At 72.3% G+C, this 12333-nt stretch carries 9 protein-coding genes; 5 read left to right on the forward strand and 4 right to left on the reverse strand.

Going from position 1 to position 12333, the window contains the following annotated elements; genetic code table 11:
- Nucleotides 1-210 precede the first annotated feature (210 nt).
- Both IF47_RS0122720 and IF47_RS28905 read left to right on the forward strand, forming a co-directional pair.
- Nucleotides 211-1458, forward strand: coding sequence for a hypothetical protein (locus IF47_RS0122720; protein WP_211257250.1), 1248 nt, complete (start codon nucleotides 211-213; stop codon nucleotides 1456-1458).
- Nucleotides 1455-1964: a hypothetical protein gene (locus IF47_RS28905; protein ID WP_051718114.1), complete on the forward strand. Its 510-nt coding sequence runs from the start codon at nucleotides 1455-1457 to the stop codon at nucleotides 1962-1964. The genes IF47_RS0122720 and IF47_RS28905 overlap by 4 nt, the downstream gene beginning before the upstream one ends.
- 15 nt (nucleotides 1965-1979) lie before the next feature.
- Here IF47_RS28905 and IF47_RS28100 read toward each other — a convergent pair whose 3' ends face one another.
- Both IF47_RS28100 and IF47_RS31660 read right to left on the reverse strand, forming a co-directional pair.
- On the reverse strand, nucleotides 1980-3383 hold the full coding sequence (locus IF47_RS28100) for a tetratricopeptide repeat protein (RefSeq protein ID WP_245641197.1): 1404 nt from the start codon (nucleotides 3381-3383) through the stop codon (nucleotides 1980-1982).
- Nucleotides 3380-4375, reverse strand: a complete 996-nt coding sequence (locus IF47_RS31660; RefSeq protein ID WP_245641198.1) for an ATP-binding protein — start codon at nucleotides 4373-4375, stop codon at nucleotides 3380-3382. Before IF47_RS31660 ends, IF47_RS28100 begins: the two co-directional genes overlap by 4 nt.
- Before the next feature lie 254 nt (nucleotides 4376-4629).
- Between IF47_RS31660 and IF47_RS0122735 the strand changes: the two genes are divergently transcribed.
- Complete coding sequence (locus IF47_RS0122735; RefSeq protein WP_051718115.1) at nucleotides 4630-7782, forward strand: AfsR/SARP family transcriptional regulator; 3153 nt, start codon at nucleotides 4630-4632, stop codon at nucleotides 7780-7782.
- A gap of 521 nt (nucleotides 7783-8303) precedes the next feature.
- Here the strand turns inward: IF47_RS0122735 and IF47_RS0122740 are convergent.
- Nucleotides 8304-10046 carry an alpha-glucosidase gene (locus IF47_RS0122740; protein WP_031510803.1) on the reverse strand — a complete coding sequence of 581 codons (1743 nt, stop codon included), beginning with the start codon at nucleotides 10044-10046 and terminating at the stop codon, nucleotides 8304-8306.
- 241 nt (nucleotides 10047-10287) lie between these two features.
- Between IF47_RS0122740 and IF47_RS0122745 the strand changes: the two genes are divergently transcribed.
- On the forward strand, nucleotides 10288-11559 hold the full coding sequence (locus IF47_RS0122745) for an APC family permease (protein WP_031510804.1): 1272 nt from the start codon (nucleotides 10288-10290) through the stop codon (nucleotides 11557-11559).
- 242 nt (nucleotides 11560-11801) lie between these two features.
- On the forward strand, nucleotides 11802-12008 hold the full coding sequence (locus tag IF47_RS28105) for a hypothetical protein (RefSeq protein ID WP_037733155.1): 207 nt from the start codon (nucleotides 11802-11804) through the stop codon (nucleotides 12006-12008).
- Between the two features lie 95 nt (nucleotides 12009-12103).
- Here IF47_RS28105 and IF47_RS0122755 read toward each other — a convergent pair whose 3' ends face one another.
- Nucleotides 12104-12304 carry a DUF2795 domain-containing protein gene (locus tag IF47_RS0122755; RefSeq protein WP_031510805.1) on the reverse strand — a complete coding sequence of 67 codons (201 nt, stop codon included), beginning with the start codon at nucleotides 12302-12304 and terminating at the stop codon, nucleotides 12104-12106.
- Between the last annotated feature and the right edge of the window lie 29 nt (nucleotides 12305-12333).

The following is a 12333-nucleotide window of genomic DNA, read 5'->3' on the forward strand; positions in this document are numbered from 1 at the left end:
GCGCTCGTCGGGTGCGGTGCTCGGGGGCCTACCCGCCGATTCGGGCGTCAGGCTCGCCCGTACCGGTGATGTGCGCGGCCGCCCACTGGACGCCTCGGTGGGGCTCGGCGGGGAGTGCAAGGTTTCGGCAAGGAGGTTGCAGGAAAACGGCCCGCGTCCACGGGCACCTCCACTCCGACGCAGCAACCCGTCGACACATGGGGGAAGTTCATGTCCGCTTCGAGCAGGCGCACGGAGCCTGCCGTGATCCAGCAGGGCCAGTGGCTCACCCGGACCGGCTGCAAGAGGGTCCTGGCCGTCGCGCACACCATGACCTACGTGCACCGCTTGCGCGAGGTCGTCTCGCTCCTGGAGTCCGATCTGCGGATCCAGGTGGTCTTCACCGTCGCGCCGCACGCTTTCGGCGGCGGCGTGGCCCGGCACCTGCGGAACCTGGGCATCGACGTGGTGCCGTGGGAGAAGGCGGTGGGTGCCCGGTTCGACCTGGCCCTGGCCGCGGGTTCTCAGGGAATCGACCAGGTGCGGGCGCCCGTGGTGCGCATGCCGCACGGTGTCGGTCACATCAAGCCGCTGCGCGGCGTGGAGGACGGCGAGGCGGGCCCGGCGCGCGTGCCGGGCATGCTCAGCCGCCGCCATCTGATGCGCGACGGCAAGGTGGTTCCCACGGCGATCGTGCTCGCGCACGAGCGGCACCTTCGGCAGTTGGAGCGCTCCTGCCCCGAAGCGGTGCCGAGGGCCGTGGTCGTCGGCGACCCCGGGCACGACCGGATCGTCGCCAGCCTGCCGCACCGGGAACGGTACCGGCGCGCCCTCGGGTTGACCGAGGGGCGGAAGCTGGTGCTGTTCACCTCCACGTGGGGCCCGTCCTCGTCCTTCGGGCGTTTCGAGGCGTTGCTGCCGAGGCTGCTGGGCGAGCTTCCCCGGAAGAGGTATCGCACGGCGCTTCTGGTCCATCCCAATGTCTGGGCGGGACACGGAGGGTGGCAGGTCCGGGCGTGGTTGGCCGCCTGCCGCCGTCGGGGGCTGGCGCTCCTGCCGCCGGACACCGACTGGTACGCGCCGCTGGTCGCCGCGGACTTCATCGTCGGCGACCACGGGTCGGTGACGGCCTACGGCACGTTGACGGGCGCTCCCATCCTGCTGGACCGCGATCCCGGCGAGGAGATCTTGCCGGGATCGCCGGCGGCGCACCTCGCCCGTGTCGCGCCCGCGCTGTCGCCGCTGCATCCTCTGGAGGGGCAACTGCGGTACGCGGCCGAGGAGTACCGGCCGCGGGAGTACCGGCGTGTCGCGGCGGGGCTCACCTCCGAGCCCGGTCGTTTCAACCGTCTCATGCGCCGGCTGGTGTACCGGCTGCTGGGCCTGGCCGAGCCGGCGTACGAACCCGTCACCGAGCCGGCCGCCGTGCCGGCGCCACTGGACCACGGGGGGACGCCGGTGCCGGGGGTTCCGGCGTGACGCCCGTGGTCCGCACCCGGGTCGCGGTGCTGTCGTCCGCCGGCATGTGGGTCACGGTGGTGCGCACGGCGCCCCCGCCGTACCGTTCGGCGGTCACCGAGCCCTTCGCCGACGTCCACGTGTGCGCGGACCCCGACCGGCGGGAGGACGTCCGCTGGCACGAGTACGCGGACGTCCTCGGCGGCAGCCGTCCGCTCCCCGCTCGGTGGGCCGAGCGCCGGGTGGCCGACGTGCTGGACCGTCACCCGGGGTGTCTGGTGGCGGCCGTGCCGCGCGCGGACGGCGGCTGTGTGGCCGGCGTCCGTGACGGCCGGTTGCTGGTGGCACTGCCCGTGGGCGGGGCGGCTTTGTCGGTGCGGCGGTGGTCGGCGTTCGCCTCGCTCCTGCACTCCTGGCTGGTGGCGGGGCACTCCGTGGACGTCCTGCGCACCGTGGTCCTGGACGGTGGGGCCGGCAGGGCCGGTGCGGGGCGTGGTGCGGCGCGGGTGCGTGTCGTGCGGCTGTGAGGCCGGCCCGTCGGGTCAGGCCGACGGGCCGGGGGGATCGGCTCCGGCGTCCGGCGCCCGGAGCCGGTCCTCCAGCCGCCGCGCGTTCGAGGGGCTGAGAGGCCGGTAGATGTCCAGGGCGCGTCGGAACAGCTCTCGGGCTTGGTCCTCCTCGCCCGAGCGGCGGGCCGCGAGCCCGAGCAGTTCCAGGGCGCGGGCCTGCCAGTGTGCCGAGCCGGTCTCGCGGAAGTCGGCGAGCGCCTTCCACAGGTGCTCCCGGCCGCCCACGGGGTCGCCCGCGCACGCGGTGGCGTGGCCGAGGAGGGCCAAGGCCCGGGCGGCGTCGTAAGTGTCGCCGACCGCCCTCAGATCGGCGTACGCCCGGGACAGGTGTCCGATGGCCGGGCCGTGGTCGTCGCGGGCCAGCGCGGTCTCGCCCAGGCACAGCCGTGACAGTGCGGCGCCGCGCCCGTATCCGATGGACTCGCGCAGCGCGAGGGCGCGGGTGAAGTACGCCTCGGCGTCGTCGAGCCGGCCGGCGCGCAGCCGCGCGTTGCCGAGCCCGTTGAGCGCCTGGGCCTGCCCGCGTACGTCCCCGTCCTCCTCGGCGTGCCGCAGTGCCCGCTCGTACCAGTCGGCCGCCTCCTCGATCCGGCCGGCGTCCCGCAGCCCGTTGCCGCCCGAGGTGAGCATCCGCCCCACGGCCTCCCGGTCCCCGTCCCGTCGGGCGGCGGCCAGGCCGACGGTGTGGGCCTCGATCCACATCTCGGTGGGGCGCAGCCGCAGGAACAGCGGCCACATCGCGTCCACGAGCTGCCAGGTGGTCGCGTCCCACCCGGCCTCGTCGCTGAGCCGGACCGCCGCCATCAGGGTGTTCCGGCGGGTGTCCAGCCAGGCCAGCGCCGTCTCGCCGTCCCCGAAGGGGGCGCCGACGGTGGGCGGGTGGGCGTAGTTCCGGGCGAGTCTGCGATGGACGGGAGAGAGGATCGCCTCGGCCGCCGTGGCCGTGGCCAGGCACCAGTCCACGAATCGTCGGGCCACCTCCCGGCGGGCCGCGGGGTTCTCCTCGGCCTCGCCGCGCTGGGCGGCGTGGAGGCGGACCAGGTCGTGGAAGCGGAGGCTGTCCGAACCGGCGTCCTCCAGGAGGTTGGTCTCCACCAGCAGGTCCAGCGCCCGCTCGGCCTCCTCGACCGGCAGGTCGCAGGACGCGGCGGCCAGGGGCGTGTCGTAGTGAGTGACGGGCAGCGTTCCCAGTCGCCGGTAGACCCGGGCGGCGTCCTCGGGCAGCGCGCGGTAGGACTCGTCCAGGGCGGTGCGGACGGCCGCCTCGCCCTCCACCCGTAACGCCTCCAGCGGCCCACGGCCCCGGTCCAGGGCGGCGGCCAGCGCGGACAGCGGCTGCCGGGGCCGTGCCGCCAGGTGGGCGGCGGCCAGGCTCACCGCCAGGGGCAGGAAGGCGCCAGCCGGACGACGCGGTGGGCGGTCTCGGGGTCGCGGGCCACCCGCTCGCCGCCCCCGTGGCGGAGCAGGTCCAGGGCCGCGTCCGGTTCCAGGGCTCGTAGGTGGTGGACCGCCGCGCCGTCGACGACGAGGCCGGTCAGTCGCTGCCGGCTGGTGACGACGACGAGGCTGTCGGACATCCCGGGCACCAGCGGCCGTACCTGCGCGGCGGTGTAGGCGTTGTCGAGGAGGACGGTCAGGCGCAGATCGGCGGTGACCGAACGCCAGAGCGCGACCTGCTCGGTCAGGTTGCCGGGCACGGTCGTCACGCCCAGGGCGCGCAGGAAGCGGTCGAGGACGTCGGCGGGCCGGGTCGGGCCGGTGGGCGCGTAGCCTCCCAGGTCCGCGTAGAGCTGGCCGTCGGGGAACTCCTCGGTGAGGTCGCCCAGCCAGCGGGAGGCGAGCGTGGTCTTGCCCACCCCCGCCGGGCCGCTGATCACCACGAGTCGCGGCGCGGGACGGGGGTGGGCCGCGCGCAGCGCCTCCAGGTCCGCCAAGTCCTCCGCGCGGCCGGCGAAGTGTGCTGTGAGGGGCGGGAGTTGGCGGGGGGTGGGCGGGCGCTGCGGGGTGGCGGGGGTCTGGTGCACGTGGATGCCGCCGTGGATGTCCCGGGCCTGCACGGTCGGCCCGTGGAGCAGGGCGTGGCCGCCGATGCTGTTCGTGTGGCCTCCGGTGGGCCCGTGAGGCGGGGGGTGTGCCCTCAGCCAGATGCGCAGGGCGTCGAGCAGCCGGCTGTCGCGGTCCGCCCGTCGAGCCAGGGCGGTGGCGAGATAACGTGCGTCCGGCGGGGGTTCGTCCTCCGCCACGTGGCCCGCCATGGCCGGTTCCGCGTCCGGCCCGGCCGCGTGGCGCAGAACGTGCTCCAGCGCGGCGCGGGCCTCCCGCGCCCGCCCGTCCCCGTCGGCCGCCAGGGCCCATGCGAGGGCGTTCACCAGCACTTCCCTGCCCGGCACCGGTCCCCCCGACCCCCTTTCCGGTGTGCTCCCGAGGTGGCGGCGAGTTCTTGCACAGCCGCTTCCGATCCGCAACCCCTGACCCGATGAATTCCCCATGGGGACGACACTCGATCGCACCTGCCGCGGATCTGACCGGTTTTCAGCCGATGTCCCGATGCTCTCTGGATGACCGCGGTGACGCGCTGCCATGCTTCTGTCACCGCGGGGCGGTACCGGCGAGAGGGGCGCTGGTGGAGTTCCGGATACTGCTTTTCGGGCCCGTCGAGCTGCGGGCCGGTGAACGGCGTGGCGCGTCCGTCTCGGCCAAGGGACGCCACGTCCTGGCGGCGCTCGCCTGGGACGCGGGCCGCGCGGTGCACGTCGACACCCTGATCCGCCGCGTCTGGGACGGCACCTCGCCGGCCGGGGCGCGCGGCAACCTCCACACCCTCGTGTCGCGCATCCGCAAGGCCATGCGGGATCTCGGCGGACCCGAGGCGCCTTCGTTGACGGGGCGCGCGCACGCCTACACGCTCGAAGCCGACCCCGGGACGGTGGACGTACGGCGCTACCTGGACCTTGTCGGCCGGGCCCGTGCCCGCGCGGAGAGCGGCGACCCCCACGGGGCGCTGCGCCTGCTCGACGAAGCGTCCGGACTGTGGCGGAGCGAGCCGCTGACCGGGGTGTACGGCCTGTGGGCCGAACAGGTGCGCGGCGAGCTCGCCCGAGGAAGCTCCGCGGCGACCGTGCTGCGCGCCGGGATCGACCTGCGGCTGGGCCGGTACGCGGACGCCGTGCCACCGCTGTCGGCCCTGGTGGAGCGGAACCCCCTGGACGAGTCGCTGGTCGAGCTCCTGGCCTTGGCGCTGTACGGCTCCGGAAGGACGGCCGAGGCCACCCGACTCCTCCACCGCGCCCGGCACCGGCTGGTCCAGGACCTGGGAGTGGAGGTCGGGGAGCGGCTGCACCGGGTCCAGCAGGGCATCGTCAACCGGATCCCGCCGGCGGAACTGCTGCCGCCCGCCGGCCCGGCGGTGGTCGTCCCGGAGCGCGTCCCGCGTCCGGACCACCCGCCCCCCGACAACCTGCCGCCGGACATCCCCTGGGTCGGCCGCCGGGACGAGATCGACCGGATCGTGGCCGCGGCCACCACGGCGGTCGGCCCGGCCTCGCGCGTCGTCGCGCTGGAGGCCATCGACGGCATGGCCGGCGTCGGGAAGACCTCGCTGGCCGTCCACGTCGCGCACCGGCTGAGCACGCACTTCCCCGACGGTCGCGTCCACCTCGCGCTCCGCGGTTACGACCCCGATCGGGAACCCCGTGGTCCCCAGGACGCGCTGGCCGAGCTGCTGCGTCTCTTCGGCGTGCCGGCGGACCGGCTCCCGCGCACGCTGGAGGAACTGACGGCTCGGTGGCGGACCTTGATGGCCGATCGGCGCGCGGTGGTGATCCTGGACGACGCGGCCGGCCCGGAGCAGGTCCGGCCGTTGTTGCCCGGCGCCTCCCCGTCCCTGGTGCTGATCACAGGACGGCGTCGGCTCACCGGTCTGGCCGGGGTGCGCACGCTCTCCCTGGACGTCCTGCCGGAGCCGGACGCGATCGAGCTGTTCCGGCGTCGCGTCGGCCCCGAGCGGGCTCCCCGCGACGAGGAGATCGCGGAGGTGGTGCGGTTGTGCGGACACCTGCCGCTGGCCGTCGACATCGTGGCGAGCCGTTTCCTCGCCCGGTCGTCCTGGACGGCCGCGGACCTCGTCGAACGCCTGGCGGGCGGTGGGCGGCTCACCGAGATCCGCGACGCCCACCGGGGGATCACCGGAATATTCGAGTTCTCCTACCGGAGTCTCACCCCCGTTCAACGGAGGGTGTTTCGCCTGTCGAGCCTGCACACGGGTGCGGAGTTCGGTCTTTGTGCCGCCGCCGCGCTGGCCGGACTGTCCGTCGAGGAAACGGATCGGGTGTTGGAGGATCTCCTCAACTGTCATCTGTTGATCGAGCCTTCGCCGCACCGCTACCGCATGCACGACCTGTTGCGCGAGTACGCCCGCACGGTGGTTGTCGCCGAGGAGGGCCGACAGGCCGTCCAGCGGCTTCTCGACCACTATCTGTACACGGCAGACATCGCCGACCGCGTGGTGTATCCGCACCGTACGCGCATGGAGATCGAAAACGGGCGATGGAACACGGCTTCGGCCCGGCCGGCCGAAGCACCGGATCTTCGGAAATGGTTCGTCGTCGAGGAGGCCAATCTCCTCGCGACGCTGGAGTACGTGGGTGCGCACCGGTCGCCCGGCGAGTTCGCGATCTTCTCCCACGTCCTGGCCGGATTCCTGGAGACGGAGGGCCACTGGGGAGTCGCGGAGCCGCCGCTCCGCCGCGCGGTCGAGCACTGGTCCGCCCTGGGCGACCGGGAGGCCGAGGCGCACGCCCTGCTCGATCTCGGTGCCGTGTACATCCGGACGGGAGTGTATGAGGCGGCCGTCGAGTGCACCGAACGCGCCGCCCGAATCGGTCGGGAGATCGACGCCCCGGAGGTGGAGGCGGAGGCTCTCCACCAGTTCGGCATCACCTTCTGGCACAGCGGACGCTACATGCAGGCTCTGCCGCACCAGCAACGCGTGCTGGCCATCCGGACCCGCGGCCGTGATCGTCTGCAACAGGCTCGTTCCCTGAACGCCATGGGTATCACGCTGCTGCATCTCGGAGAACTTGAAAAATCTCTTGAATGTTTCCAGGGGGCAGTTTCCGGGTTTAGATCCACCGGTGACCTGCGGGGGCTCTACCGTGCTCTCAACAATGTAGGAGAAGCGTATCGGGGAATGGGTGAGACGGAACTCGCTGGAAAATCCTATGGAGAGGCCTTCGAGGTTTCCCTTACCGCGGGCAACAGTATCGACCGTGCCACCCTTCGGATGAATTTGGCAAGCATTGCACAGGGCTCCGGGAGTGCCAGAGACGCGTACATCCTGTATCAGGAGGCGCTTTCTGTGTTTCGTGGCATGGGTGACAAGCGGAATGAAGCAATCGCCCACAACGGAATTGGTGGTGCGTTGCGGTTGATGGGACGCGGCGAAGAGGCGGTCTCCCGGCACAGGACCGCACTGGACCTGGCCCGCCGGATTGGGGCGGTCAACGAGGAGATTCAGGCACTGCGTGAACTGGCCCTCGTCGAAGGGGATATGGGCTTGGAGCAACAGGCCGCCGATCACCTGGAAGCTGGACTCGTCCTCGCCCGTCGCATCCACGCATCGGCCGAGGAAGCCGAGACGTTGAGAGCGCTCGCCGTTCTGCGAACTCGTCGCGAGTCGAACGCAGTTGCAAAGCGAAGGCGAGAGGGAGGGCTTCCCGGAGGGGGTGGGCGGCCAGTGGAGGGGGCGTCGGAGAAGGGCAATCGCGGCGTAAAGTGAACTCAACTCCGCGTTGACTTCTTGTGTTCTCCAACGGTCTCGTCCGAACGCCTGTTGGCCCGTCGGTGATGCATGCCTGATAGGGCTATGATCGGCACGCTGCGGCCTGATGGCACTCAGGTGCGGCATGTACATGAAGTTTCTAACCAGAAAGTGTCTCGAAACCGATGACGAGCGCTCTGCTCTTCGCATATGCCTTTGAAATAGGCGTTCCTCTCGTGGCCTTCCTGTCGGAGGTCTGCATGTCCCATTAGCCCGTCGAACGGGGCCGCACCCATTGCAAGCACACCGATGCGGCTCCTGCGGTGAGGGGCGCGACCGATGATCCGGGTGGCACCCCGGAACGCACCCCCCACCGCGTCCTGCCTCCGGTGGCACCCGGAGGCAGGAGTCTTCTCTCCCGTATCGGTCGGCATACCCGGGAAACGACCGCGGTAAGAGTCGGATGCGGGGTACAGGCCGTACACGGCAGCGGTGTACGTGTTCCTCGGGAGTGTGTACGCGTCTGTCCGCAGGTGTGTTCAACGCCCCGGGGCGCGGCGGCGGTGGACGCGGGACTCCCACGGGGCGAGGAGCGTGGCGGGGGAGGAGAGCGGCGCCGCGCCGGGGTGGTCGGTGAGCAGCGCCTCGGCGCCCGCCCAGTCGGCGGGGACGGGGACGGAGGCCGGCTCGGAGCCCAGGTTGGCGAGCACCAGCAGTTCCGTGACGCCACCGGAGGCGTCCTCGTGGCGGCGGAGAAAGGCCCAGATCCGCTCGTCGTCCGGCAGCAGCGGGGTGAAGTCGCCGAAGGCCACGGCCGGTTCGGTGTGGCGCAGCGCGATCAGTCGACGGTAGTGGTGGTACACCGAGTCCGGGTCGGCGACCTGCGCGGCGGCGTTGACCTCGGTGTGGTCGGGGTTGACGGCGATCCAGGGGACGCCCTCGGTGAAACCGGCTTCGGGGGAGTCGTCCCACTGCATCGGGGTGCGGGCGTTGTCGCGTCCCATCACGCGCAGCGCGTCGAGCACCTTCTCGGGGTCGGCGCCGTGCCGGACCTCCTCCTCGAAGTGGCGCAACGACTCGATGTCGCGGAAGTCGTCGATGGACGCGAAGGGGGCGTTGGCCATGCCCAACTCCTCGCCCTGGTAGACGTACGGCGTGCCGCGGTGCAGGTGCAACACCGTGGCCAGGGCCTTCGCCGAGCGCACCCGGTGGGCGGGGGAGTCGTCACCGAAACGGGAGACGACGCGGGGCTGGTCGTGGTTGTTCCAGTACAGGCTGTTCCAGCCGACCTCGCCCAGCCCGGTCTGCCAGCGCGCCAACGACGCCTTCAGCTCCGACAGCCGCAGCGGCCGGACGTCGAACTTGCCCGCCCCGTGGTCGAGTCCGACGTGTTCGAAGGTGAAGACCATGTCCACCTCGGCCCGCGCCGGGTCGGTGAACAGCCGCGCCTCCTCGACGGTCGCCCCGGGCATCTCCCCGACCGTCAGCAGCCTTTTTGGATGCCCGGCGAACACCTCCCGGTGCATCTCGGCGAGGAATTCGTGGATCCGAGGGCCGCAGACGTAGTGCGGGGCCCCGTCGCCCCACCGGCCGCCGGCGGGCACCTCGCCGTCGGGCAGGGCGGGGTCCTTCGACAGGAGGTTGACGACGTCCATCCGGAAGCCGTCCACGCCGCGCTCCAGCCACCAGCGCATCATGGCGTACACCGCCTGCCGCACGTGCGGGTTCTCCCAGTTGAGGTCGGGCTGCTTGCGGGAGAACAGGTGGAGGTGGTACTCGCCGGACGTCTCGTCGTACTCCCAGGCCGACCCGGAGAAGAACGAGCCCCAGTTGTTCGGCTCGGCGCCCGGCGTGCCGGGGACGGTGCCGGGGCGGGCGGGACGCCACCAGTACCAGTCGCGTCGGGGGCCGTCCGGTCCGCCGTCGCGTGATGCGACGAACCACGGGTGCTCGTCGGAGGTGTGGTTGACCACCAGGTCCATGACGAGTCTCATACCGCGTCGGTGGACCTCGGCCAGCAGCTCGTCGAAGTCCGCCAGGGTGCCGTAGAGCGGGTCGATGTCCTGGTAATCGGTGATGTCGTAGCCGTTGTCGTCGTGCGGTGAGGGATACACGGGGGAGAGCCAGAGCACGTCGACGCCCAGGTCCGCGAGGTGGTCCAGTCGCCGGAGAATGCCGCGCAGGTCGCCGACGCCGTCACCGTCGGAGTCGGCGAAGCTGCGAGGGTAGATCTGGTACACCACGGCGGTCTTCCACCATGGCTCGTCCGCGGTCGTGACCATGCGTCGAACCTCGCATCGCTTCCGGGGGAACGTCCGGTCGGGATCGAAGTCCTACCCGCCCGGCCGCTCCGTCATGACGGGGTGGCCGGCGGTTTCGGGGTGCGCCCGGCGCTCGGCGTGGCCGGCGCGCGGCGTCGGGCCGTGCCCGTGGGGCCCGTCCGCGGCTCGGATATCGTCTGCCGACATCGGAGTCCGTGAAGCGCGCGGTCTCGTGACGCTCGTGACGCTGAGGAGTGTGCCCATGAGCAGGCCGTCGAACGCCGGCAGCGTCCCGGAGGAGTTGCGGCGGACGCTCGGCGTGCCCGACGCCGTCGTGATCGGCCTGGGGTCGATGATCGGCGCCGGTGTCTTCGCCGCGCTCGCCCCCGCGGCGCGCGCCGCCGGCTCCGGGCTGCTGATCGGCCTGGTGCCGGCGGCCGTGGTCGCCTACTGCAACGCCACGTCCTCCGCGCGGCTCGCGGCCCGGTACCCGGCTTCGGGCGGCACGTACGTGTACGGCCGCGAGCGCCTCGGGGACTTCTGGGGCTACCTGGCGGGCTGGGGCTTCATCGTCGGCAAGACGGCCTCCTGCGCCGCGATGGCGCTCACGGTCGGCCTGTACGTGTGGCCCGGTCAGGCGCACGCGGTCGCGGTCGCCGCAGTGGTGGCGCTCACCGCGGTGAACTACGCCGGGGTGCGGAAGTCCGCCCTGCTGACCCGGGTCATCGTGGCCGTCGTCCTGGCGGTCCTCGCCGCCGTGGTGGTCGCGGCCCTCACCTCCGACGCGGTGGACGCGGCCCGGCTGGACGTCGGCTCCGACGCGACCGTCGGCGGGGTGCTCCAGGCGGCGGGCCTGCTGTTCTTCGCCTTCGCCGGGTACGCGCGCATCGCGACGTTGGGCGAGGAGGTCCGCGATCCGGCCCGTACGATCCCGCGGGCGATCCCGATCGCACTGGGCATCGTCCTCGTCGTCTACGCGCTGGTCGCGGTCTCGGTCCTGACGGTGCTGGGCCCGGACGGGCTGGCCGCGGCGACGGCGCCGCTGTCGGACGCCGTGCGGGCCGCGGGCGCCGACTGGCTCGTCCCCGTCGTCCGTGTCGGTGCGGCCGTCGCCGCGCTCGGCTCCCTGCTCGCCCTGATCCTCGGTGTCTCCCGGACCACCCTGGCCATGGCCCGTGACCGGCACCTGCCGCACGCCCTGGCCGCCGTCCACCCGAGGTTCAAGGTCCCGCACCGCGCCGAGCTGCTCGTCGGCGCCGTCGTGGCCGTGGCCGCCGCGACCGGGGACCTGCGCGGGGCGATCGGGTTCTCCTCCTTCGGAGTCCTGGTCTACTACGCCGTCGCCAACGTCTCCGCCTGGACCCTCACCCCCGACGAGGGCCGCCCCCACCGCCTCGTTCCCGCCGTCGGGCTGGTCGGCTGCCTCGTCCTGGCCTTCGCCCTGCCCGTCTCCTCGGTCGTCTCCGGGGCCGCGGTGCTCGCGCTGGGCGCCGCCGCCTACGCCGTACGCCGCGCCCTCGCCGTGCGGGGCTGATCCCCACCTCGGACGTTCCCCCGACCGCCCCGACTTCGGGACTCGCCGCCCTCTCGGCGTGTGTCCACGCCCGCCCGTGCGGAAACGACGGGGCTTCCGCCCCGCTCCGCGCCCTTGAACCGATGGCGAACCGGTGGCATCGGTCCGCATGCGCGGGGCGTAAACGGGTACGGCGTCCGCTGTCCGGAGGATCCGCGAGGATCACGGATTGTCACCGATTGTCACGGAGCGAGGAGACCGTCATGACCACGCCCGAGGAGAACCGGCCCAAGACCCGGAAGACCGACCAGGTCGTCTTCGACGAACAGGGCGAGCAGTCCGCCCGTCGGGCCGAGGCCGCCAACGAGAAGCGGGGGAACGTCGGGCGGGAGCTGGAGGACGCCATGTCCGAGGCCGGCGTGGACCGCGAGGACCTCACCGGTGGGGAGGAAGAGGGCGACCGCGGTTAGGGAAGCGGGCGGGACGTCCCGCGGCACCCGTGCGACCGGGGTGCGGCCGGCAGCCGGCCGCACCCCGGTCGGACGCCGTGTGGTCGCCGTGGCAGTCAGCTCCCCTTGCCGAAGACCGCCTTGCTGACGTCGTCCGGACCGTCGAAACGGTCCTTCTTCAGCGAGGACAGCTCCTGCACCACCTCCTCCTTCGCGCCCTTCTTCTTGGCGTTCTCGACCAGGGTTCGGCGGTCGGCGGGGTAGTCCACGCCGCCCAGCGCCTTCTGCAGCTCGATCGGGTTGTTGATCTTTCCCATGGAGTGCCTCCGATCTCTGCGGGCCGTCC

Source organism: Streptomyces megasporus, assembly GCF_000718985.1.
In the GTDB taxonomy this organism is placed as follows: Bacteria; Actinomycetota; Actinomycetes; order Streptomycetales; family Streptomycetaceae; genus Streptomyces; species Streptomyces megasporus.